This window comes from Pseudomonas caspiana, assembly GCF_040224095.2.
GTDB classification, from domain to species: domain Bacteria; phylum Pseudomonadota; class Gammaproteobacteria; order Pseudomonadales; family Pseudomonadaceae; genus Aquipseudomonas; species Aquipseudomonas caspiana.
The window spans coordinates 5439382-5464870 of sequence record NZ_CP167995.1 but is presented as its reverse complement, the minus strand read 5'-3'; the positions used below and the strand labels follow the sequence as shown (position 1 = coordinate 5464870).

The following is a 25489-nucleotide window of genomic DNA, read 5'->3' as shown; positions in this document are numbered from 1 at the left end:
AACGGCGATAATAAAATTCCAGTATTAATTTTTATCGCAAAAAAAGGGCCTGCGAAGGCCCTTTTGAAACAGGCTAACTATTACCAGTTGTAGAGTGTGCCCAAGTTTATGCCCCATGGCTGCTCGATGTTGCTACCTTTCATGTAATCGAAGTCTGCATGCACCTGCAGTAAATCTGTCAGTTGGGCTGCGATGCCTGCGCCCACTTCAAGACGGGTACCCGACAGATCGTTAGCAAGACGGGTGTCGTTGATCGTCACTTCATTGGAGGTCACGAATTCGCGTGCTACGGCTGCTTTGACATAAGGCTGTACAAAACCGCCGTCTTTCAACGCAAATTTGCGACCGATGTGGCTACCCAATTTGCCGAGCAGGGAGTCTGCCTGATTGCTGCTGGCATCCAGGCCATTGTCCAGTGTGTAATCTTTGCCACTGACCCACAGTGCCGATACCTGTGCGTAGGGTTCAACAAACCAGTCGTCAGCAAAGGTGATGTGTTTGCCGACTTCCACCGAACCGCCGATGCCGTGGTTGGTGTAGTCACCTTTGGTTTTTACCCCGTCACGCATGGTCACGTCAGCGGAGTTTTTAAAACGGTTGGCCTTGATGAGTGCGTCAATATAGAAACCGTTGTCCGCCAGCCAGGTGCTGTAGGCGCCGATATAGTAGCTGTCGACCTTGCCTTTGTTGCCCGCTTTGAGATCCAGATCGGATTTACTGTAACCGCCCATCAGACCTGTCAACCATTGGCCGCTGCTGTTGGAGACCGGCATGTCCGCACCGAACGAAATGCCTTGCTGCTGTTGCGAGTACTGGACGCCGCCCGCCGCAGACATGTTGTATTTGTTGCCGTAGGTGCGCATCCAGCCGCCACCCTGATTACTGTCGGTACGCAATTCACCCATGCGGCTGCGCAGGCTGGCTGATTCGCTGTACCAGACGGTAGGCGCCGCACTGAACAAGCCGATGGCCACTTCAGAGCTTTTGGACAGGCCACTGGTTTGCACCAGAAACCAATCGTTGCCACCAGCCCCGTCCGCACGTTGCTCCAGCGCGTAGGCGTAGGTGCCGGTATCCACCAGGCCATCATCGCTTGCAACGGCGAATTGCGCGTCGCCGTCTTCAATGTGTACTAACCGAAGATCAGCGCCGCCGAATGTAGGGCTCGCCCCGGTGTTTTCAATCATCAACTTATGATCACCGGTTGCGGTCCCGGAAACGTTCAGCGAGTCACCCACACCAGCCGTCAAATCGGTGCCTAGCCCAAAGGTGCCGCTGCCAGAAAGCTCCTCGACGTCCAGTTGATGAAAGCTTGCGCCGCCATCGGTACCGCGCAGGTCAACCGTGCCGCCATTCAGGTTCAGCTTGCCGACGCTGGAGTCATCTTTCATGACCCACTGCGACGAATTGTCGATGATTAATGATGTGGCGTTGGTGATGGTGCCGGTCAGGCTGGCGTTGTTTTTCAGGTCCAGGTTGGCGGTCGAGCCAGCTTCTACTACAACGTCACCCACCAAGCGGCTGTTGTTGACGTTGAAGTTGGCCACGGCCGATTTCTCCACCTCCAGAATGATGCCGTTGCCACCAGTGAGCGTCGAGCCGTTGTCGATGTTGATCGTCGCTTCAGTGCCTTGGGTATATACCTGGCTGACCAGAATGGCACTGCCGTTGACGCCGTCTACGTGGGAAGCATTGAGGTTGAAAGTGGCTTTCTCCGGGAAGGCACCAATTTTGTCCCCAGTGATGACCACGCCATTGTTGTACCCAGTCACCACACTGCCAGCGTTCACATGAGCAGTGCTGCCAATAAGTGCGATGCCTACACCGCCCGCTATAGGACCGTTGGGGTCCAGCCCATCACGGCCTGTTACCTGAGTGTTTTCCAGTATCAGCGTGCTGCCTTCTGTCACATTGATGCCTCGGCCTACGCCGAAAACTTCGCTGTCTATCACTGTTGCTTTAGAACCCGGGCCGCCGCCAAGCGTTGGATCCCGGCCTTCCAGGGAAATACCGTAACTTTTTTGTGAGGCATTACTTGATGAGTTCGAACCCCGGATGATCGAGTTCTTGATCAGCGCTTCGCTGTCGGTCAGACGGACTCCTGAGTTGCCAGGTATAGCACTGACTGTACCGCCGGTAATTTCAACTTTTGAGCCCCAGGTGGCAGAGATTTGCCGGGCCCGCCCACCTTGATTGACGATGATCGTGGCGTTGTCGAGTTCCCACGAGTCGACGGCCGTGCCTGAGTCGATGATCTTTGTATCGCCGGGATTCACAGGCGTGGCCCAAGTATTATCAACGCTTGAGGCTGTGGCGAGAATCGCCGCACAGAGCAATGATTTTTTTAAAAAAACGGGTCTTGCGTTCATACGTATAGCGCCGATGTGGTGCATGTTTAATGCAGGTTTAATTCGAAGGCGCTATTTGATAGAAGCGAACTACAAAGTTCCCTAGGATGCGTCCTAAGTATTTGTAAGAACATTCCTTGGTTCTGAATGAATAAGCTGATTTAACAATGCCCATGGTCCTATTGTGCGTCGGGTTTGAGACTACGGGCATTTATCTCCTGCCGAGATGCTTGTTTACCATGAGTAACGAAACCCTACATTCACACCCCAAGGCTGCTCGATTTTTTCCCCATTGCTGTAGTCCACGTCTGCATGAACCTGCAGAACATCGGTCAATTGAGCGGCAAGCCCGGCGCCGATTTCGCCGCGGCTACCGGATAAATCGTCACTGAAGGTCGTGCTGTTAACCTTCACCTTATTGCTTCTGAGAAACTCCTGAACGGCGGCAATCTTGACGTAAGGCTGCACAAAACCACCTCTGGCCAATGGGTAGGTACGGCCTACATGAGTGCCAACCTTGCCCAGCAGCGAATCAGCATGATTGCTGCGTGCTTGCATGCCGTTGTCCAGATCATAGTTTTCGCCGGAAACCCACAGAGTGGAAATCTGAGCATAAGGCTCGATAAACCAGTTGTCGGCGAGTTTGATGTGTTTGCCTGCTTCAATGGAACCGCCCAGACCGTAGGAGCGATAGTCGCCCTCGGATTTAACGTTGTCGCTCATCAGCACATCGGCCTTGTTCTCAAAACGGTTGGCTTTGATGACAGCATCAATGTAATACCCGGATGTTGATAGCCATGTGCTGTAAACGCCCAGGTAGTAACTGTTTACCTCCCCTGAGGTGCCCCGTTGCAGATCGAGGTCTGACCGGCTGTAGCCGCCCATTACTCCGAGCAGCCATTGCCCGTCTGCGCTGGGTAGCGGGGTGTCGATGCCGAAGGAAATCCCCTGCTGGTTCTGTTGATAGTTCACCTGATCGGTGGTCGAGATGCTGAACTTGGTGCCATAAGCTCGCGTCCATAAGCCGCCTTTTGTCTGGCCATTGCGCAGCTCGCCCATACGGCTACGCAACGTGCTGAGTTCGCCGTACCACACGGTCGGCGCCGCACTGAAGAGGCCAATGACGGCTCTGGTGCTGGGGGTAATGATGGGATCGCCAGGATCGGTGGGGTCTGGTCCAGGTGTAATGGCCTGAACCAGAAACCAGTCAGTGCCCCGTTTCTCCAGCCGATACTGAAACGTACCCACATCCACCGTGCCACCGGGCACTGCAAACGCCCCGTCACCACTGCCTGTATGCACGACTTGTTGTGCATGGTTTTCCTCGACGGGTTCCACGCCGGTATTTTGCACCGCCAATGTGTGGCTGCCGGTCGCACTACCGGTCACGTTGACCAGATCACTCAGATGGCCTGCCAGGTCAGTGCCCAACGCAAACGTACCCCCGCCAGACAACGAGTCAAGTGTAAGTGTCCGAAAGCCTGCGTTGGCGCCTCGCAAATTAACCGTACCGCCATTCAGCGTCAGGCTGCCAATGGACGAATCATTGATCATATTCCATCGCGACGTAGCGTCGAGATTCATGCTCTGGGCGTTACTAACGCTGCCCGTCAGTGTGCCGTTATTGCTCAGGGTGATCGCCGCAGGGGTTGCAGCATCCTGCACCACATCACCCGTCATGAGGCTTTGATCAATATTCAATGTGCCAATATTTGTGAGCTGCCCGGTGAGCGTCGAGTTGTTGGCCAGTGTTACAAGCGTCGTCGAGCCGCTGGTCGAGATGACGTTCCCGGTGAGCGTGCTGCTGTTCATGTCCAGACTGCCAATGTCGAGCAACTGCCCGGTCATGGTCGAGTTGTTGACCATACTCACAGGCGTGGTCGAGCCGGGCTGTTGCGCGACATTGCCGGTCATCGTGCTGCTGTCCATGTTCAGGCTGGCGATGTTGGTCATGTTGCCAGTGGTCGAGGCGTTGTTGCGCAGCGTGATGTTCGCAGTAGACGGCGCAGTGACCAACACATCGCCGGTCAGGATGCTGTTGTCTACGGTGAAGTTAACGGTTGAGGGTGCGGCAGTCCCGGCCAGCCCGACTTCCAGCATGACTCCGTTGCCGCCAGTGAGGGTCGAGCCGTTCTGCACGATAAAGGTCGCATTGGGCGATAAGGAAGGTATTACTGCATTCACCAGTATCGCGCTGCCCGCGGTCCCGGTTATCGACGTATCGTCCAGTGTCACCACCGAAGGCGCCTGCGCGCTACCGGATGCAGAAACGGCAATCCCTCTATTGCTTCCAGTAATGTTGCTGCTTTGCACATTCGCTGTTGCGCCTAGCACCGCCATGCCGACCCCGTCACCCACGACGCCGCCAGCACCTGTCCCGCTTCCCGACACTTGCGAGCCAACCATCGTTAGCACACTGGCGCTGGTGACGTTGACGCCGCGACTTTTGCCCGTGATTGACGAGTTGGTGACTGTTACGGTGGACGCTGCAGGGCCGGCAACGCTTGTGCCTTCATTGATGCTCAGCCCCAGGTCATTGACCGAGGTAATAGTCGAGTCGGTGATTGTTGCAGTAGCCCCACGCAGCCAGATGCCTCGTGACGTTTCGGGCGTGCCAATGGGGCCAACCCCTGCTATTGCTCCCTGGTTGATGATGAGCGTTGAAGCACCCTCGGTAATGATGCCCAGTGTCTGGCCGCCGGGGTTGACGGTTAACGCGGCGCTGACCAGGTTCCAGCTTGCACGCTGACTACCTGGATCCACAACTGCAGAGTCTCCAGGGTTCAGCGTTACTGCACCCACGGGGCTGGCCATTATTAACGTAGCGGCAATGCAGGAAGTCAGCCGTACTGTCTCAATATGATTACAGATGATTTTCATTAGATAATACCCTGATTAGTTCGCGGATAAAGGAGCGAATAATGGGTGTTTCTAAAATCTAATAGTGCGATTTGCTATTCAATCAAGCGTACGTCGAGGTGCTTGTCAATATTATTTATTGGATATAGCGCGGCGCTGTATAAAGTGAATTTTTTAAAGCGATATGTGCGGACAGATTTAAATAAATGCCAGCACGGCGACGATGGAGAAGTTTTAAGACTTTGTTGGATTGGGCCTTATCGCGGCTCGCTATACACCTTTCGTTAGTTCGTTGAATCGTATCGGTTTTTGAAGGGGACTTATTGGGGTTTCTAATTTATTCGCCCGCGTCCTTCGTTGCGCGTGCAGGGTGTCCGGACTAATGTGATAGGGCGATTACTAACTCACTTGACAAAGGATGTCGCCATGACAAGTTCTTCCACACCCCCTGTCCCCGGCAGAGCAAAACGCGGTGCAGGCGTGCTAACCTTTAACCAGGCTGTAGTTGTGGGGCTGCCCGCCCATGGAGTGGTGCCTGTTACCCTGCTCGATCCCCTGGTGCCTTTAGTCGTCAAGATTAAGAACAGTGCGGCTGATTTTGTAGCGTTGGATCAGATTCAACTCCACTGGAATAAGCCCACTTTAGGGGGAGGCTTTGGTGATAAATGGACTGTCACTGATGCCCAGGCAAAGGATCCCGATTTCGTTTACGAACTGAAGATCACCACTGATTTAATTCCTGCCGAGTGGATGTATGAGGAAAACCAGCTTGAATACGAGGTGGGCGATACTTTCTCGTCGACCGGTGCGATGTCAGGAAAACCGGTCACTGTCATATTCGACAGAATAATCCCCGGCGGAGATGCTCCTCCCGCGTTATTGACCTTCACCGAAGAGCAAGCACATGAAATCACTGAAGACGATATGGTTTTAGACAAGCTGCCGGTCTTTGCCCAGGCCTGGTATGACATGCGCGAAGGTGATGTTCTCACACCGTGGTTGGGCACAGGGCCGCTTGATGCTGATGGTAATTACCTGGCGCCCATGCCGGCGGTTAAACCCGGTGAAGATCACGGACGTTTTCCAGTTTTATTTGAGCGTTCCGACTTGGTTAACCTGGGTAATAAGGAACAATATTTTGCGTACAAGGTAGAAGATTTGGCAGGCAACGTATCACAGCGTTCGGTTTCGATTCATGCATTCGTTTTTCTTGCCAACCCGCCTAGCGGATTCCTGGCGCCGCTCATTCCGGCGGCTGACGATAAAGTGGTAACTGAATCAGACACCCGGCCCAACGCTCTGGATGTCGAAATACCGCTGTACACCAACCCGGCAGTAGGACAGGAAATCGTCGTGGTGTGGGGCGGTGTTGAAATGCCCGGTGTCTTCCTTGATGCCACTCATGTTCCACCCGGCTCAGGGGTCCCTTCGGATCCGTTGATCGTTATCCCGCTTAGGTATGAAGACGTAGTGAAGGGGGGCGTCAAGGTCTCCGGCTTGGTCGTTAATTACAAGGTCAAAGTGAAAACAATAGTGGTCGGAACGTCTCTTGGCACCCCTATCGATGTTGATTTGACAACCCCCGGTGGCCAGCCTGACCCTGACCCGACCACACCGTGGCATGAAGATCTCGGCCTGTTAACTGTGCAGAGCAGTAGCGGCGCTCCGGTTAATACTATTCCCGCTCGTGATTACGACAAAGATGCCGTCATTACAATTCCTCGAACAGGCGTCATTAGTACCCTGCCTATCTGGATTCTGGGTGACGAAGTCAAGATCACTTACAGGTCGGAAGAACTCCCGGTCGTGCCGATAACAGCCAGCAATGAGCCGAATAATTTGACAGTGACCTTGCCTGCCGCGGTCATTGGCAGAGGCGGACCGAATCCTCAGATGCCGGTGAAATACCGAATCGAGCGCGCGCTCGCTGGCGTGAGTCCTGCTCAATTAGGCACGGCTTATTCAAACGCTACACTTGTGGATGTTTCATCGTCAGCTGATTTTCCGAATGATGGGAATCCGCTGCGGGCTGTTGATTTTCCTGAGAAGAAAGAGGTTGAGGGGAATTATTATATCCAGCGCGCAGAGGGGCGTGACGGTACGATTATTCACGTGCCGGTGAACTACTCCAACGTGGACAATACAAGTACTATTGATCTGAGGTTTGTGGGTATTGAGGGGTTCAATAACCCAAGCGGTGCTGATATCACGGGCACGGAGGTACCGTTCACTGGACATCCTATTACGGATGCGGACTTGGTGCGTGGTTATGTGGAACTAGCTATTTCGGCGGAGATCTTGTTGAAAATATGCCACAGAAACGGTTCAAAAACTAACTACAGTATTACAAATGGTTCTGGACCCACCAACTCTGTAAACACGTTTATGAATATTGCCGTGCAGCACAAGGATCCTGACTGGGGCTGTAAATACCCGGTTCCTCCCAGTGAGCCATAGATAAAACTTCGTCAAAGAGGGGGCAGAATCGGCATCCCATCTTTGATGCAATGTCATCAAGGATGAATCATCATGACTGTGCAAAAGGTGTTATCTCGGGCCGGAATACGGGCCGACCTGGACCCCATAAAAATTCCTGTTATTGACGACGGCGGTCATGGCGGTATTGGCCACGATGACCTGAACGACCCGGAAGACGGTCTTGTACTCAGTGTAAACATGGGGCCCAACTTTTTTGAGGGCGACTTCATAAAACTTTTCTGGGAGGACGTCGAAGTTCAGGCATTCCCTATCACCGCAGAGCATTATCAACACGGAATCATCGGGTTTAGCGTACTGCCGCGTTATATTATCAAGCCAAATGTTGACGTTTACACGGCGAAGATTTACTACATCGTATCTGATGCCAGCAGTGGAACTTCCGCCCGGCTTGATCCGCCGCGCGAAGCATTGGTAAAAAACACGGTGCCGGGCAATCCCGACCCGATCCCCGATACGCCCTACCTCAATGAAAACCTCCACGCACCCGCTGGTGTCCCATCGCAGATCAAGCCGCCGGTAAAGCCGGTGACATTAACGATAGAACCGTGGGACAAGATGCACGAAGACGATCAGTTGACGGTGTATTGGGGGAGTACGCAAAACAAGGTGACTCAACCGATTGTTGGCCTGGGTCGACCGCAAACAGTAACCGTACCTGCTGAGGTCATCGAAAGCGGTGGCGACAGCACTAATTTACGGGTGCTCTACAGCATTCGTGACTTTGCGGGCAATTGGTCATTGTACTCGGAAGCGGCGCTGACCAATGTTGCCATCGATCCCTCGAAGCCGAGCCAGCCAAGGGTTCTGGACGATGGCAGGCCAACCCTCAGGATTGATCTCGATACGCCAGGCACGCACACAATCACCGTTGAGATCCCGGCGTACGTCAATGCCAGCGAGATTACGGCACACGGAGCCGACACCCAAAAAGGCCGTATGGCGCTCGGCGACGAGATCACGTTGACCTGGGCGGGTGAAACGGCTGATGGCATTCCACTTGTATATACCCCGCCAAGTCAGCCAGTCACAGATACAGGCTTCGGTCCTGTTTTTGATATACCGGATGATAACGTCACAAAAATCGCCAATGGTTTTGCCACTGTATCTTATGAAGTGGATCCTGCAGATGGCACAGCCAATCGTTTTTCGCGCAGCACCACTGTCACAGTCGTGCGCAAACAGGTTGAGGAACTCATAGCGCCCGAACTGCTTGACGCGAAGGGGGGGACAACTGTGGACCCTGCAGATGTGCCCGCGACAGGGGCGTCGGTCAATATCCCGCACTACACGGGTAAGCAATTTGGCGACATTATTTACTTGCTCTGGGAGGGCAAGAATTCGCTGGGCGATCCTGTCGTTTATGAAAATGATCACAGCGTTTTGCAAAATGAAGAAACGCTACCGTATGTATTCACCGTCGATAAATCCCAAGTCGATAGGCTGATCGACGGCTCATTGAAACTGAGCTATAGCGTTAAATTTTTCGCCAGCGTGACCCTACCTTCCGCCCCTTCCAGCTATACAGTGGTCGGTCAGGGTTTATTGGAGAAACCATCAGTTGATCATGTCGACGCCGACGGAGTTCTTGATCCCGAACTTTACCCCACCACCTCAGTGCGGATCGATGGTACCAAGGCCATGTTGAAAATCGGGGATACGGTGACAGCGTACTGGGTTGGCGCTCCCGGGCCAGGTACCGGCAACCAGCCATTCAGGGTTGGGGGGGATAATCAGAATCTGGTATGGCCAATCACCAATGCTCTGATAGCGCCCAACCGTGACCTCTCCGTACAAGTGCGCTACATCGTAGTCCGGGCTGCGGGCGGTCAACAGAATTCCGGCATCCAGCCCATCCAGATCAAAGTCGCAGCCACCGGACCTGTTACGGGCGATGAAAGTTTTGAAGCTCAACCGCTACGCGCTTTGCCTTTGAATACGCCTTTGCAATTTGCTAATAACCTCACCATTACGGTGAGCGGTGCAGCGGGTACAGCCACGGTCACTCCCGGCATCAATGAATTTGGTAATGTGGCCCTTTACTGTGCGGGAGACGCCAAAATAAAGTTTGAGTTTGGCGGTAACATCACCAGCTTGGCGTTTAGCCATGCCATTACAGATACAGCATTCAACACGCTGGAGTTTTTTAATGCGGCGGGTGGTTCGGTGTCGATTCATAATCTTTCAGCGATCCCCGTCGGCAGCGACGTCAAGTTTGAGGATGTTAGTTTGCCGTCGACTTCCGTTTATTGCGAATTAACGGTCGATAACATTGGGACGATGCTGGATAACCTGATCTGGACTTAGGCTGTCGTGGTGCAGAAGTTCGATGGTTATTCCCTGGCTGTCCCCGTGTTGTGGGTAGTCAGGGTGTTTGAAGTTCTGGCTCGCGCCCTCTAGTCAGTCGTACTCTAATACAAAATAGCGATGGCGTAGTGTTCTGAAAGCCATAACTTATTGTCGTTATACTTACTGTGCAATTTATCAAATGCTCGGCTAAATTTTTTATATTAATTCACAACTCGTCAGCGGTGTGTAACTTCTTTCGCATAGGTAGGGTGACCACTATGAATACCCAATCAAAAACCGCTTCAACCCTTGCCACCCCTTCTATTACCAAAGTGCAGGACAGCAAGGATGAGCTCTCAAACCCCGGCCAGACTGAGGACACCCTTCTAACCCTGTCGGGTACGGCAGACCCCAGCACAGTGGTCAGCTTGTACGATGGCTCGGGACGCGTACGCACCGCCTCGGTGACTAACTTGGGGGCGTGGGCCATATCGTCAGTGCAAGCGCCTATTGGCTCGCATAGTTATACAATTCGTGCGCTCGATGGAGCGTCTTCGCGGGCCTGGGTGATCACCGTGGGTACGGTAGTCGTGGGGCGTGAGAATTTTGAGAGTTTACCGCTTGGCAAGCTTCCTCAGGATACCAACGTGCTTTTCTCAGATGGGCTAATAGGCTTCTTCCCTTGGCAGCCGGATCAGGAGGCAAGTTCAGGCCCATACATTGTATCTTTAGAGAGTATCCCGGCCTTAGGGCTAAGGACTTTTAGGGCTTCGCGTCGTGACGTATTTAATTTCAACTTTCGTGAGCCAGTCACACACTTTAAACTGACTTGTGCCTCAGTAAATACCGCGGACGGTAATTTTGTAGAGTTTTACGATGCTCATGGTAGTTTAATTGATAGGTTTTTTCTTCCTGTTGTTACTGGTGATAACTCTATTGAGTTACGAATGGCACTTGATAGTCCTTGCGTACGTTTTGTTCTCACAGTGAATGATCTGGATCTTGGGATTCATATAGATAACTTTGAATGGTACTGATGCCCACTTTTTTACTGTGTAGCGACCCACTGCATAGAACACCATGCGTCCTGCAACGGATCGTTCTGTTAATGCGACACGTCTCGCTCACTAGCTTCCCGTTCGGAGGTGATGGCCAATCAGGATTTCCCCAACTAACTAAAGCGCCAATCAATATAACCACTGTTATTTATGACAGTAGATGTGCCCGTATTATTAACCAATAATTTATAGGCCTTTAATCAAACCTGGCATATCGCCGTTGTCAGCCAACGGCCTTGATCGCTACAGGTGACCACTGTGCATACCCAATCAATAACGGCTTCAACCCTTGTCACTCCTTCTATTACGAAGGTGCTGGACAGCAAGGAGGAACTCTCAAACCCCGGCCAGACTGAAGACACCCTTCTGACCCTGTCGGGTACGGCAGACCCCAGCACAGTGGTCAGTTTGTACGATGGCTTGATACGCGTTCGGACTGCCTCGGTCACCGAGTTGGGAGAATGGGCCATATCGTCAGTGCAAACGCCTATTGGCTCGCATAGTTTTACGATTCTTGCGCGTGGGGTGGCGTCATCGCCGCCTTGGCTGATTACCGTAGGTACGGTCGAACTGGATCTGGAAAAACCCGCCGTCGCTCAGGCGCCCGGCGGGATTCTGGACCCTGTGAATGGTATTAACGGTGCGACGGTGGTGGTGACTTACGCCATGCTAACCACCGACACCGTCGAGCTTGGCTGGAATGGTCTCGATAACCTTGTGCTGCCTCAACCTGGTAGCGCGCTGGGCAGCGTGACATTCACCGTACCGGCTTCGGCCGTGGCGGCGGTGATCGGTAAAACCATCCCGGTGCTGTATACCGTGACGCGCAATGGTGTCGCGAAACCATCCGAGGTGCTTAACCTGACGGTCCATACCTTGGCCGAATCCGTGCTCGAAGCGCCGAAAATTACCCAGGCCGCCGATTCCCTGAACCTTGATGTCAACGCGTTGACCGGCGATGCCGAGCTTAGGGTCAAGCCCTGGCCTTTCATTGGCGTAGGGCAGCGCGTCAGTCTGCGATTTGAAGGCACAAAGGCTGATGGCACCGCTTATAACTGGCCGCATCCGACGTGGCAGAACCTGCCGATCACCTCGACGGGGGAGCCGAGCACGACGGTCGCGTTGGCTAATCTGAAGGAGTTGAAAGATGAATCAAGTTTGAGGCTGGTGTTTGAGGTGTCGTTTGATGAGGGGAGTACGAAGGTGGCGTTTCCGGTGCGGACCTATACGGTCAAGACGTTTATGCCCGTTTTTGAAGTTACATCGGTTAAAACTGCACAAGGCGAAGAAGTGCTTGAAGGCAGTCTGCTCTACATGTCCGATCTGATCCTTACCGGCACCGCCGCTCCTGGTGAGCAGGTTGATATTTTAGATGGCGTCAACGTCAAAGGTACGACACCCGTTGATACCAACGGTAACTGGATATTCTCACTACCGAATCTTACGCCCAGCCAGCACAGCCTTTGGGCCATCGGGCGCTATGACGGTAATCCGGAGTCAAGGACGGTTAATTTTGAGTTCGTTAATACGTATGAGGATTTTGAACTGCACCCGCCTATTCACCCTTTCCCTGTAGGTAGGTCACTGGAATATCCAACGATGACTTTTACATGCCTAGGACCGCTTGTATATATAGGGCCAATGCTAAGTCCGGGGAATTACTATGCGGGCAATGTTCTTTTCTGTAATCAGTATAACCTAGCCAATCCGGTCGATCAGATACGGCTAAGGCTCAGGGTGCCAGTCAGTTCGGTTGAGTTTGGTTGTTACTCTCCCAAACTTGTGTTTAAGTGCTTTGATTCATCAGATGCTCAGATACTTTTAACCCGGCCTGCTAAGTATCATGGCTACACGAAGTTGTCGGTTCCTGGAAAAAAAATACAGTCGATCATACTTGTAGGCATGACTGAAAGTTATAGTTTTGTTGATAACTTTCGCTTGGCTATGTGAAGGAATATTAATGTCTGAATTTTTTCCGTCTGGTTGCGGCTCAGTACTACTGTCCAGAGACGATTGTCACAAGTGAATTTATTCGCGAAGGCGATACATCAACTGCCTTCAAGGCCGAATGTACCGACGCCTTCGCGGATAAATCCGACCCTATAGGTCACGCGAGAGCACCCTTCAACTTGATCAAAACAACCCGTGTCGAAGTGCGTTCCACCAACCACTCTCCAATCGCCGCCCACCCACGACCTCTCGCCTAGGCAACAAACACGGCATGTCCCGCAACCGAATCCATGGTTCATCCTGCCAATGCATCACATTCAGCTCTCCTGTGTTCCACTCCAGCACCCCCGGCGTTGGGCAGTTGTGATCAGGCGTCAGCTGGCCGTAACGCAATCTGGGCAGCACGCTATACGTCAGCCATTTACGCAGTGGCAGGTTGGCCGGGTTTGGGTGATAGACGAGCAGGGCATAGACGGCGGACTCGCTGACCATCAGGGTTTCTTTCGCTTCGCCGTAGTAGCTCATAGTCAGGCTGCGGCGCTGGTCCGGGGCGAGTTTGCGGGTGAAGCGTTCTTCAAGGAACAGGCCCATCATGCGGCCCAGATCCCGGGCGCAGAACCATGCCTGGCGCTCGATGAGCAGGGCGTGCAATTGGTATTTATGGCGGGTGAACACCATGGGTTCGTAAGGCTGTTCCATTGCTGTCTGTCCGTTTTGGCTTTTTTGGGGGACCCAAGGCGTCGGGAGCTAAGAACACCTACAAGCAGTGCCGGCATATTCCCCCGAAGGGTCTTGTATTAGCCGACTCCCGACATAACAGACATGCGAGGGCATTATGCGCCCGCGATAAACGAATTTATCGCGGGCACAAAAAAACCGCTTTCTGTCGTGGCGGGTGACGCTTGTAAAGAGTTCTTAGGCTCAGGGCGCGCATGATTGGGTAGGCGGGGGTGGGCGTAAATGCTGGCACGTGTGTGCGGATGTAACCGTTGGGTGGGTTGAGGGACCGGCTTTAGCCGGGAAAGCCTCACGTGTCACCCCGCAAAACTGATAGCGCTCAAACTGGCCTCCTCCCGGCTGAAGCCGGTCCCACTGCCTCCATTCGCCACACGTAAGTTTGGTTAATGCCGCTGATATAGCAAAGATAACGATTTATTAAATTGTAATCGCCGATCAACCTAACCACTGTTATTTATGACAGTGGTCAAACCCACACCCTTAACCAATACTTTAAAGACTCTTTAATTAAACCTGACATATCGCAGTTGTCAGCCAACGGCCTTGATCGCTAAAGGTGACCACTGTGCATACCCAATCAATAACGGCTTCAACCCTTGTCACTCCTTCTATTACGAAGGTGCTGGACAGCAAGGAGGAACTCTCAAACCCCGGCCAGACTGAAGACACTCTTCTGACCCTGTCGGGTACGGCGGACCCCAGCATAGTGGTCAGTTTGTATGATGGATTGACAATCGTACGCACCGCATCGGTGACCGAGTTGGGTGTATGGACCCTATCATCAGTACCAGCGTCTATTGGCTCGCATAGTTTTACGATTCTTGCGCGTGGGGTGGCGTCATCGCCGCCTTGGGTGATTACTGTCATCGACGCATCGATCAAACCTGTCATCGCTCTACTCGAAAATTCCCAAGGCGCCGAGATACCGCCCGACACTACAACCCCGGATACCAATGTGACTGTGAGCGGTTCGGCCCAGGCCCAGCAAATGGTCGAGCTGTTTGATTTTGCTGTTTCCAAGGGCGGGGCAAGTGCTGACATCAATGGCGCTTGGCGAAAAGAACTCACTAATCTGGCAGTGGGTGCCCATGCTATGAAGGCGAGGGCGCTTTACGGGAACAATCCAGAGTCAGGTATCTATGGCTTCACCGTAGAGCGGCCGCCTCTGGACCTGGTAATGCCAGAAGTACTTGAGGCATTTGGACCCAATAAAGATCAATTAGAGTTCGCCCGCCTTGCTGACGGCGCAGATGTGCATGTGCGGGTAAGTTATACCGGTATGGCGACCGGTCAAGCAGTTAGGGTGCGGTGGGGCGGGCGTGTTGAACACACCACTGATATCAAAACTGTTCAAGACCCATCCAGGCCGATCGATTTCACTATTTGGCGGGATCAGGTAATTGATTCCATTGGTCGACGCGTGGATATAAATTATTCGGTTGTCGAGTCCCAAGGAGGGCCAGTACTCCCTTCAAAAATATTGCCTTTGAATATTTTACCCCAAGCTTTTGATCTGGTTGAGCCTACTATTAACGGTGGATATACCATTGTAACTGTCGCTTACCTTGGAAGTTTGACCAGCCATACCATTGCCGTACGCTGGCGAGGCGCTGTGGATCGCTCGACCGAGGTAAAGCGCCCTCCTAACAATGGCAGCCCTGTGTCATTCACTATTCCCTCTCAATGGGTAGGGGAAAGTCGCGGGCGGCAAGTACTCATTAATTACAGCGTCGGCGCAGGTAATAATTCGTTGATTTTCTCGCAGTTGTTAAGGGTTAGTATTCCTTGATGGATTAAACTTCAGTCGGGTGAAAGGTATTGATCATGAATATGAAATGCTTGCTTTCGTGTTTCTTTAGTTTTTATCTTGTTGCCTGTGCGGAACATGGGCTTGACACGCTTCCTCCTACCCCGGAAGTTATCGGCGCAGTAAACTTTCCGTCTGATCAGTTGAGGGTAGTCCCTGGTGTTCAGCCTCCCGTAGCGGTACTGGAGGCCATGAACCGGAACTACGGTGAGTCCCAGCGGAACTGTCTGGAATATGGGTCAAGTTTACCGAGAGGCCACTACTATTGCAGTGGAGTTTTGTTGCGCACTGTGGATGATGGCAATTTTAATCCCTGGAACTACAGTCCAGCAGCAGTAGCGCTGGGCGCCACGTCCTATTCATGGATACGCCAAGATGTCAATAATCGGATACTTTACCATCCAGCAGGATTTATTCTTCGAAACAAGGCGGAAGCCAATGCACTTGGACTTCGTGCACTCGAGACGGGGTTTGTCTGTTTATATCCCTTTGATGCTGGCACGCTAGCGAATCTCAATAATCATCAAGGCTGTGGTATTAGGCCCGCGATCGCGACACAGGCTATTAACACCCGATCACCGCATCGCGAGTTGAAAAATAACAATCCTTACGGCTGGGGTTCATGTGATGGGGTGGGCGTTTCCACGGCAGAGCAATGGAACAATTACCTGATCGCTCACGGGACAACCTTGGATCGCCAGTGTTCGTGGAACATCGAAAGTCAAAGTGGCTGGAATGCCATGGTCGCCTCGCGGCCCACTTTCCCTCAATACGCAAATACGTGGAATGAAATAATGCTCAATAACAAAGCAGGCGACAACGGGGACAGTCTGAAACCGTTCATTGCTGCTTTTTTTTACGACGTGACCCGGGGCGGAGGCTTGCAAGCAGCAAGAAATTTTCAAACAAAACTCAATGCCAACGGCTACAACGTACCTATTCTCAGACTTGATTTCTCAACCCCTTCTGCGCAGCGTTTCTTCTACGTTGAAGCTGATCAAGCGGTTCCTCAGCAGTAATGCGAAATACACCATTGATATTCCATGATCTCAAGGAGGTCGTCATGCAAAAGTTGATATTAGGTACTCTTTTTTTAAGCGTGGGGTGGATAGCCAATACAAGCGCAGCCGAGCCTGTACGTGCGCCTACCTGCCAGACTTATATTGAGAGGGGTCAATGGATCTACCGTTTTAACGAGTGGACGCTGGAAATAGTGCCTACTGAATGCGGAAGAGAAATTGGTGCAGAAGAAACGGCTTATATGTTTTTTGAGTTGGTGAAAAAATTCTCGGGCAATCAGCACTGGAAGAATACTCGAGGGATGATTAATCAACTGACTTGCCATTATGCAATTGCACGCACCAAAGCTGAGTGGAATCTTGATCCTTGGCGTCCCTATGTAGGGCATGCCGCAACCGTGGCAGCGCAGTGTAACGTGACGGTTCCCAAACCCGATGAACCTTTTGAGTGACTTAGCGTTTTTTTAATTTAATCGCTATCGGCCTCTGTCCATGACTAGCCTCATATAAAAATAAGGATGAGTGGTCATGGACTATCCGAGCAGAAAAAACAAAACAGGACATATAAAATGACAAGCACACGCATGCTTATTGTTTTCTGGATGGCGTTGTTAGTGGGGTGCTCTACCCCTGTGTCAGACGAAGCTACACGGACTGGTTTAGGGCCCGCACCGCCTAAAGTGTTTGGGGCGGTTAAGCATCCGGCCCCGTCAATAAAGATTGATTTAAGCGATGGGCCTGGTCTCGCTGCGTGGTTTAACAACGAATACAATGATTCTACGACGTCCTGTGCTCAGCCTGGTACAGGCACTCCTCGAGGCTTGTATTTTTGTAGTGGGGTACTGTTGAGGACTGTAGATAACGGAAATTTCAATCCTTGGGACTACAGCCCTGCGTCGGAGGCCTTACGCGGTATTTCATTTTCCTGGATCAGGCGGGATGTAGGGATTGAAAATCTGTATCACCGGGCAGGTTTTATTTTACTGAGCCCGGAAGCGTCCATTGCAAATTTCGTCCCCGGAATTGCCGCTCTCGATGAGACTCTGTGTGTGTACCCATTTGACGCGTGGACCACTCGAACAATGAATCGAAACCACGGAGGCTGTGATTTTGAAGGGACTGGCATTGGGGTGGATTACCCAAGACAGTGGGGAAGTTGTGATAATAAACTTGCCTACACTTCTGCTGCTCAATGGAACGCTCATTATTCTTCCATGGGGCAGGTCAACTATCAGCAGTGCTCATGGAATGCCGACAATGCCCAAGGGTGGCGAAACATGATCGAGTCCCGCAGGAGTTTTACTAGCCCGAACTCCTGGAATGAAGTGATGCTGGCCGCCAGGCAGACCTGGGGTCCTCATATGCGCAACTGGCTGACCACCTTTTTCTACGATGTTCGTAAATTAGGCGGTCTGGAAGATGCCAGGATTTTTCAGCAGAAAATGGCCAACACGGGCAAGCGAGTTCCGATACTCCGGCTGGACTTCGCGGCTGCACCTACCAGCCGTTTTCAATACGTGGTATCGGACCAGGTTACCTATCCTTGATGGGGAATTGAAAGTACGCCTTTTCACATAGGCATGCGTGTGAGCAATTTGACATGCCCGTGGCAAGCGAATGTATTTGTGACGATGGCGCTGATTGCAAACGCGGGGCGGGGAGGAAGTCGCTCATTCTCAAATGAATTTGCTCCTACTGCGGCAGAGTGCTGCGGGATGCACATGATGGGAGGCATACACCTGAGCTGTGGCGCGGAGTTATCCGCGTCAACAGCGGGCGTAAAAGCCAGAAACCTGGCAGTTCCTGCCCCATCTCGAATGAGTTGCTTCCACTTGACGGCGGCAATAGCTGCCAATGCTGGTTTCTGATTTTTGCTAAACTGCGCAGCCCTCGAGGAGCTGCCATGAATTACCGCCACGCCTTCCATGCCGGCAACCACGCCGATGTACTCAAACACTTGATCATGACTCGCTTGTTTGCCCTGATGGCACGCAAGGAGCAGCCGTTCGCCTATATCGACAGCCACGCCGGGTTGGGCCTTTATGACCTTCAGGGTGATCAGGCCAGCCGCACGGGCGAATATCTGGAAGGCATTGCCCGTTTGTGGGACGCGCCGGATTTGCCTGCTCTGGCGGCGGATTACATGCAGCTGCTGCACGACATGAACCCCAACGGTGAGCTGCGTTATTACCCCGGCTCCCCGGAAATCGCCCGCCGCTCGACCCGCGCCAATGATCGCGTGTTGCTCAACGAGAAACACCCGGAAGACGGGCGCTTGCTGAAAGAGAACATGAAGGGCGATCGCCGCGTGGCCGTGCATCTTGGCGAAGGCTGGCACGTGCCGCGTGCGCTGCTGCCGGTGGCGGAAAAGCGTGCCGTGCTGCTGATCGACCCGCCATTCGAGCAGCTCGATGAGATGAAACGCTGCGCCGTGGCCCTGAAAGAAACCATCGGCCGCATGCGTCAGACCGTAGCGGCGATCTGGTACCCGATCAAGGATCAGCGCCTGCTCAAGCGTTTTTATCAGGACCTTGCTGAAACCGGCGCGCCGAAGCTGTTGCGTGTCGAGTTGTATGTTCACCCGCTGGACACGCCCTCCAGCCTCAACGGCTCAGGTCTAGCCATCGCCAACCCGCCTTGGGGCCTGGAAGAAGAGCTGCGCGAGCTACTGCCATATCTGGCGCAGAAGCTGGGGCAGACCAAGGGTGACTGGAAGATGGATTGGTTGATAGCGGAATAAACTATAGGCGCCGCTTCGGCGGCGCCTATAGGTTCAATAGTTAGTGCAATACATCACGCTTATATCGTCAGGCAATCGCCAATTAATCTTAATGTCATCACTTTAATTATTGTGCTAGGTTGTGGGCTGTTCAATACTGTGTAGGGCTGAATTCCGTTGTGGTCGGGCTGTTATCAGTATTCACCTGAGTAAAAATGGATGATATTTACGCCGTTGCCCGCGTAGTTAATAAAGCAGGAGTATGTGCTCCTTAAATCGTAAGCTGCTACGCGGTGAGGCAAGAATACCTTCCAGTCGTGTAAATTCTTTCATAGACCCGGTTTGTACTACCGGTCTAACTAATAGGGTGAGTGTTATGGCTATCGAACCACGCCCCACAAGTTCTCTCGTGGCACGGGTTATTACAGGTGTCGTGGACAGCGAAAGTAAGCCAATACCCAACAACGGCACGACCGAAGATAAAGTGTTAACGCTCTCGGGTACCGGCTCGGCCAATAGTGCGGTGATCATTGCTGATAATAATGAGCCTGTCGCATTAGCTCAGGTCAGTGAACGGGGGGAGTGGGCAAAGACAGTTGCAGCCTCGCTTGGCATGCACAGCTACACCCTTCGTCTGTCCAATGAAGCTTGGGTAATAACGGTGGTCGATGCAGTTGTTGCGCCTACTATTACTATCGTGCGCGATTCCCGTGGTGATGTCGCCAACGGCGGCAGCACGTATGACACTTCTATCACCGTTGAGGGCAGGGCTGCCACTGATCAGCAAGTGGAGATTCTGGACAAAGCACAAGTACTTGGCACTGTAACGGCGGTCGGAGGCGATTGGGCGATTACGTTGTCAGCGCTGGCTTTCAAAGGCTATAGCCTCAAAGCGCGGGGTTTATATGGCAGTATTCCTGAATCTGCAATCAGAACGTTCAGTGTCATTTATGCGGGTGAAGATTTTGAAACCGGCACTGTTGGCGTTATTCCCGTCGATACCGTTCGGGAGTACCCCGCGATGATGGTTATGCCCAGAGGCAAAGATGCCAGCCTGGTTATAGACTCCATTGCCGCACCCATTGTGGCGGGACAGGCTATTTCATTGGCCGATGAAAGTGTAGTGCGCTTTGTTTTGAAGTCGCCGGTCAATAAAATAAAATTTGGTGCTTTTGCATCAGCCAGTATTCCGGGCATCGTGCCGCCGATTCTTGCGTGCTTTGATGAGCAGGATGCCCTTATTTTCGAACGCAAACTGGATTTCGGTCTTGAGTTTGCGGCGTGGCACGATGCTGTAAGCATTGACCGAAAGATTAAAGCGATAGAACTTACCGTGAATCCCGGCACGAGTGCTTTTCTGGTCGATAACTTCACGTTTTCTTGAGCGTGGATAGATAAGGGCGTAGTGAGTGTCTCCGCTGTAGTTTAATCACAGTAATGTACAAAGGATAATTCCCATGGAAAGGATAATCGGTCAAATACCTTCTTGGCATGCGAGTGCCGTGCGGCGGGCAGAAATCATTCAATTAAGGCCCGGTATAAAAACGTTATTTCCACCCATTCTCGTAGAAGCCAATCATGAGTCGGGTGGCCAGTTTCTTGAGCCCAATACAGTCCCCGCCACGGGCGCCACGGTGCGTGTTGTGGCGTACGAAGGGATGGCCCAAGGACAGCGAATCGAGCTGACCTGGAGCGGTAAGGTCAACTATGTTGCCAGCCTCGATGTTGTGGAGGGTGGCCGTTATCTGGATTTTATCGTGCCCAGACAGATAGTCGTGGATAACAGCGCTGCTGGCTCTATCGGTTATTGCGACATCAGCTATACGGTCATGCGCGGGGGCAATATTGAAATTTCACCCCTCAGCCGTATCGGTATTGTTGAAGAGAGCGCTGTGAACCCGGCGCCGATTGTCCCTCAGGCGGTCAATGGCGAATTTAACCCGAACGATATCCCTGAACCGGGCTTGAGAATTGAATACGAGCTTGAAGTGAATTGGGGGGCGTTCTGGATCAGTTATGGACGTGATGGGCGGGTGATTGCTTCGGTGTCCTTCGGAGTCGTTGAGGGTGAGCGGTTTGTCTATATGTGGCGAGTTATGCTGGATCAAACCGAACCCGGCGGCGAGGTGCGGACCAACTATGTAGCGCGTAATAAGGACGGGGTTTTTTGCCAGTCCTTGCATGCGGTACTGCATGTAATCTGAGTTGCCAAGGTGACCCAGGTTAAAGCGGGGACCATGCGACCATGCATATTCCGGGCTATGAAGCGGCTCGTGGCACACCGCTCGTGCGGAGGAGCGGTGTGCCGCAGCTCGGTTTAATTCCCTGCCAGACTCGGCGGCATGCAAACGCCCGTACCGCCAATGCCGCAATAGCCCTGTGGATTTTTCGCCAGGTATTGCTGGTGATACGCCTCGGCGAAGAACACGGTAGGCGCTTCTTCGATTTCGGTGGTGATTTCACCCAGTCCGGCTTTGCTCAGTTCTGCCTGATAGACAGCAGCGCTGGCTTTGGCGGCAGCAAGCTGTTCTGGCGTGGTGCAGTAGATCACCGAGCGGTATTGGGTGCCGATGTCGTTGCCCTGGCGCATGCCTTGGGTTGGGTTATGCAGTTCCCAGAACTGAGTCAGCAGTTGCTCGTAGCTGACCTTTTCTGGCTCATAGACCACCAGCACGACTTCAGTGTGCCCGGTCAGGCCGGAGCAGACTTCTTCGTAAGTCGGGTTAGGTGTGAAGCCGCCCGCGTAACCGACGACGGTGCTGACCACGCCTTCTCTCTGCCAGAAGCGGCGCTCGGCACCCCAGAAGCAACCCAGCCCAAAGATGGCGAACTCCACATTGGCAGTGAACGGACCCAATAGCGGATTACCGTTGACGAAGTGGGTTTCCGGGAGGGCCATCGGCGTTTCGCGACCTGGCAGGGCCTGTTCAGCGGTGGGCAGCACGTTTTTGTTCACAAGAATTTCCGAGCGTAGAGCCATGAACCTTTTCCTCATGGTGGGATGCGGGTGGACCGCGAAGGTAATCAGGGCGCGACTCCCGATAGGAGCGAACTTGTTCGCGAGGCGATGTCAGCTTCGCCGTCTCGCCAACAAGTCGCCTCCTACCGAGGGCGGCGTGATGTCAGTTAGCAGCAAGTGTGCCCCAAACAAGCGGGCAGGGGGAAGCCTGTCAGGCCAACGGTCCGCGGGGATAGCGACGCAGCTTGTTGATCAGGTCCTGACCGGGGATGGGCTTGTCGAACAGATAGCCCTGGCCCACGTCGCAGCGATGGCGGCGCAGGAAGGCCAGTTGAGCGGCGGTTTCGATGCCTTCGGCGACCACCTTGAGCTTGAGGTTGTGGGCCATGGCGATCACTGCCGAGGTGATTTCCATATCGTCCTCATCATCCGGAATGTCGCGGATGAAGCTGCGGTCGATCTTGATCACGTCGATGGGGAATTTTTTCAGGTAGCTGAACGATGAATAGCCGGTACCGAAATCGTCCATCGCCAGAGACAGGCCCATTCTTTTCAACGAATCCAGTTGCTGGCGAGTGTCTTCGGTCGCTTCCAGCAGCAGACCTTCGGTCAGCTCGAGTTCCAGCAGCGAAGCGTCGAGCTGTTCTTCCTTGAGGATTGCAGCGATTGCACTGACCAGCTCAGGGTCGGAGAACTGCTTGGGCGACACGTTGATCGCGACTTGCAGGTTGCCAAACCCGGCGGCGGTCAGTTGCTTGCTCATCCGGCAAGACTGGCGGGCGACCCATTTGCCGATCGGGATGATCAGGCCTGTTTCTTCGGCCACGCTGATGAACTGATCCGGGCGGATCATGCCCTTCTCTGGGTGGTTCCAGCGCAACAGCGCTTCCATACCGATCAGGCGACCGCTGAGCAGGCACAGTTTGGGCTGATAGAACACTTCCAGCTCATTCTGGGTCAGGGCGCGCCGCAGGTTGTTTTCGACGAACAGCTTGTAGCTGGCTTCGGCGTTCAAGGCCTCGGTGAACACCTGAACCTGATGCTTGCCGTTGGCTTTCGCCTTGTGCAGCGCCAAACCTGCGTTTTTCATCAAGGTCTGCGGATCACGGCCATGCAGCGGCGCACACGCCAGGCCTACGGAGCCGGTGACGCTGATCAACTGGTTATCGACGAAGATCGGCTTGTCGAGTGTCGCCAATACCTGGCTGGCGATGCTTTGGCCTGCGTCCGGCCCGGTCTGGTCGAGCAGCACCGCGAATTCGTTACTGGCGAAACGCGCCAATACGTCGCTGGGGCTCAGTGTGTTGCGCAGACGCCGGGCCAGGCTGATCAACAGTTTGTCGCCGGTCTGGTGACCCAGGCTGTCGTTGATGCGTTTGAAATTATCGATGTCCACCAGCAACAGGCTCATGGGCGGGTCGCTGTCGCGGGCAAAGCGCTCGTCCAGCGTGCGAATGAACGCCGGGCGGTTACCAAGGTTGGTCAGGTTGTCAGTGTAGGCCAGGCGCTCGATACGCTGCTGGGCCAGCTTGTTCTGGGTGATGTCTTCGTAAATACCGATGTAATGGGTCAACTCGCGGTTGTCGCCGTACACCTTGGAAATCGACAGTTGGCCCCAGTAGGGTTCCAGATTTTTACGGCGGCTCTTGAACTCACCCTGCCAGCTGTTGCTTTTGGCCAGACTGGAGTTGGCGTCCTTGAGCAAATCGTGGAGGTTCTCAAGGGCTGGCAGCTCTGAAAGCTTGTGCCCGTGCACCTCGTCGGCGGTGTACTGGGTGATGGCCGTGAAGCTGGGGTTGACGTACTCGACCATGCCGTCGCAATTGACCAGCAGGAAGGCGTTGGCGCTTTGCTCCACCGCGCGCTGGAACAAATGCAGCGCACTGGTGGCGGTGCGTCGGGTGTGGTTGTTGATGGCCTGGGCGAACTGATCGGCCAGCTCACCGGCGAACGCGATTTCATCGGACTGCCAGGCGCGCGGCTCACCGGTGTGCTCCAGGCACAGCACGCCCGTTACCTGGCCGTCGATGCGAATGCTGGCGTCGAGAATGGCACTGATGCCACGCGGCTTTAAGCTGGCGGCCATCTCCTTGGTGCGAGGGTCCTGCTGAACGTCATTCGCATCGATGGCGCGGCTGTTGTGCAGCGCTTCGAGGTAACTCGGGTAGCGGCTCGCGTCGACCGGGGCCGGCAGGCTGAACTCGCCGCTTTCACTGCGGTATTCGGCGATAGGCTCGAGCATCTGACCGTTGAGGTACCACATGCTGGCGCCAGAAAGTTTGTAGATTTCACACGCGCTTTTAGTGATCAGTTCTGCAGCTTCCTGCAGCGCGTTGTTGCTGCTGTAGCGCTGGCGCGTGAGGTGCAGGATCAGGGTCTGTTGAGCGCGAACGCGCTCCAGATGCTCAAACTGTTCGTGCTGGGCTTGTTGATTGAGCTCTAAAGCGATTTGCAGGCGCGAGTTCTGGGTTTCCAGATCCGGATTGGCATACTGGTCGGGATCAATCTGTAACCCGTCGACCACCATCAGGTAGCCCCGCAACAGGTGCCGGCTGTGTTGCTTATAGCCCTCGCCGATTTCGACTACGCTGAGCGCGCCGCGAGCGGTGTGCAGGGTGTAGCGCACGCTGTAATGAGGGGTTTGTGCCAGTTGCAGCTGAATGGCGTCGTGCAGGTGATAACGGGCTTCAGGTTCCATCAGGCTCGCATAGGGCGAGCCCAACAAGGCGCAGAGTTCCACGGCAGCCAGGCCGAACTGTTTTTCACAGTTGGGATCGAGGTAAAGCAGCGCCCAATTGGCTTCATTCAGCCGCTCGAAACGCAGCATGCCGAGCCGAGAGGGCACAGGCAATTGCGTCACTACCTCGGCGGCCGTTCTACCGGCAGCATCGGGTTGGCTCTTCATGAAGAAACTCGCTTCCGGAATACTGATCGCGCACGGGCAAAGCCCTTTCTGAAATCGCGTCTGGCAAGGTTGCATCATGCAGCACTGGCTGACAAGGGAGCGCGGTGGCTTAGTGCTATAAATGTTTGGCCGAAATCGGCTGTTTGTATGCGTTTGCTGAATCAAGCCCTCTAGATCAAGGCTTTGCTGGGAGAGGGAGAAGATTTCGAATTAGCGGCATTTCGCCGCACTTTGCCAAATCGGACACAAAAAAAGCCCCGCCATGTGGGCGGGGTTGAGGTCGAGCGGTTTGGCTCGGTGAAAATGTGAGGGTATTGCCTGGTTCTGTAGGAGCGCACGAGC

At 53.5% G+C, this 25489-nt stretch carries 16 protein-coding genes; 11 read left to right on the top strand and 5 right to left on the bottom strand.

Annotated features, from left to right (window positions below):
- Positions 1 to 80 precede the first annotated feature (80 nt).
- Positions 81 to 2369 (bottom strand): autotransporter outer membrane beta-barrel domain-containing protein, encoded by a 2289-nt coding sequence (locus tag ABRP31_RS24675; RefSeq protein WP_349973211.1) that lies wholly within the window; start codon positions 2367 to 2369, stop codon positions 81 to 83.
- A 213-nt stretch (positions 2370 to 2582) separates the two neighbouring features.
- On the bottom strand, positions 2583 to 5111 hold the full coding sequence (locus tag ABRP31_RS24670; protein WP_349973213.1) for an autotransporter outer membrane beta-barrel domain-containing protein: 2529 nt from the start codon (positions 5109 to 5111) through the stop codon (positions 2583 to 2585).
- A gap of 522 nt (positions 5112 to 5633) precedes the next feature.
- On the opposite strand from ABRP31_RS24670, the gene ABRP31_RS24665 reads away from it, so the two are divergent.
- The 4 genes from ABRP31_RS24665 to ABRP31_RS24650 all read left to right on the top strand — a co-directional run bounded on the left by ABRP31_RS24665 (position 5634) and on the right by ABRP31_RS24650 (position 13000).
- Complete coding sequence (locus ABRP31_RS24665; protein WP_349973214.1) at positions 5634 to 7664, top strand: hypothetical protein; 2031 nt, start codon at positions 5634 to 5636, stop codon at positions 7662 to 7664.
- Positions 7665 to 7736: 72 nt separating this feature from the next.
- Positions 7737 to 10010, top strand: a complete 2274-nt coding sequence (locus ABRP31_RS24660) for a hypothetical protein (protein WP_349973215.1) — start codon at positions 7737 to 7739, stop codon at positions 10008 to 10010.
- Between the two features lie 260 nt (positions 10011 to 10270).
- A complete protein-coding gene (locus tag ABRP31_RS24655; RefSeq protein ID WP_349973216.1) occupies positions 10271 to 11029 on the top strand; it encodes a hypothetical protein in 759 nt (252 codons plus the stop codon).
- Between the two features lie 279 nt (positions 11030 to 11308).
- On the top strand, positions 11309 to 13000 hold the full coding sequence (locus ABRP31_RS24650; RefSeq protein WP_349973219.1) for a hypothetical protein: 1692 nt from the start codon (positions 11309 to 11311) through the stop codon (positions 12998 to 13000).
- A gap of 183 nt (positions 13001 to 13183) precedes the next feature.
- Here the strand turns inward: ABRP31_RS24650 and ABRP31_RS24645 are convergent, their stop codons facing one another.
- Entirely contained in the window at positions 13184 to 13699 is a 516-nt protein-coding gene (locus ABRP31_RS24645) for a Bro-N domain-containing protein (RefSeq protein ID WP_349973220.1), read from the bottom strand.
- Positions 13700 to 14303: 604 nt separating this feature from the next.
- Between ABRP31_RS24645 and ABRP31_RS24640 the strand changes: the two genes are divergently transcribed.
- From ABRP31_RS24640 to ABRP31_RS24610, 7 genes are all read left to right on the top strand, one after another.
- Positions 14304 to 15527 carry a hypothetical protein gene (locus ABRP31_RS24640; RefSeq protein WP_349973221.1) on the top strand — a complete coding sequence of 408 codons (1224 nt, stop codon included), beginning with the start codon at positions 14304 to 14306 and terminating at the stop codon, positions 15525 to 15527.
- A gap of 35 nt (positions 15528 to 15562) precedes the next feature.
- Positions 15563 to 16564 (top strand): hypothetical protein, encoded by a 1002-nt coding sequence (locus ABRP31_RS24635; RefSeq protein WP_349973224.1) that lies wholly within the window; start codon positions 15563 to 15565, stop codon positions 16562 to 16564.
- A 44-nt stretch (positions 16565 to 16608) separates the two neighbouring features.
- Positions 16609 to 17016: a DUF2599 domain-containing protein gene (locus ABRP31_RS24630; RefSeq protein WP_349973226.1), complete on the top strand. Its 408-nt coding sequence runs from the start codon at positions 16609 to 16611 to the stop codon at positions 17014 to 17016.
- Between the two features lie 117 nt (positions 17017 to 17133).
- Positions 17134 to 18111, top strand: a complete 978-nt coding sequence (locus ABRP31_RS24625; RefSeq protein WP_349973227.1) for a hypothetical protein — start codon at positions 17134 to 17136, stop codon at positions 18109 to 18111.
- A 356-nt stretch (positions 18112 to 18467) separates the two neighbouring features.
- Positions 18468 to 19304: a 23S rRNA (adenine(2030)-N(6))-methyltransferase RlmJ gene (locus ABRP31_RS24620; protein ID WP_349973228.1), complete on the top strand. Its 837-nt coding sequence runs from the start codon at positions 18468 to 18470 to the stop codon at positions 19302 to 19304.
- 355 nt (positions 19305 to 19659) lie between these two features.
- On the top strand, positions 19660 to 20667 hold the full coding sequence (locus tag ABRP31_RS24615) for a hypothetical protein (RefSeq protein ID WP_349973230.1): 1008 nt from the start codon (positions 19660 to 19662) through the stop codon (positions 20665 to 20667).
- A 73-nt stretch (positions 20668 to 20740) separates the two neighbouring features.
- A complete protein-coding gene (locus ABRP31_RS24610; protein WP_349973232.1) occupies positions 20741 to 21487 on the top strand; it encodes a hypothetical protein in 747 nt (248 codons plus the stop codon).
- A 113-nt stretch (positions 21488 to 21600) separates the two neighbouring features.
- Here ABRP31_RS24610 and msrA read toward each other — a convergent pair whose 3' ends face one another.
- Complete coding sequence (gene msrA / locus ABRP31_RS24605; RefSeq protein ID WP_349973234.1) at positions 21601 to 22263, bottom strand: peptide-methionine (S)-S-oxide reductase MsrA; 663 nt, start codon at positions 22261 to 22263, stop codon at positions 21601 to 21603.
- Positions 22264 to 22453: 190 nt separating this feature from the next.
- Positions 22454 to 25147: an EAL domain-containing protein gene (locus ABRP31_RS24600; protein ID WP_349973236.1), complete on the bottom strand. Its 2694-nt coding sequence runs from the start codon at positions 25145 to 25147 to the stop codon at positions 22454 to 22456.
- Positions 25148 to 25489 lie beyond the last annotated feature (342 nt).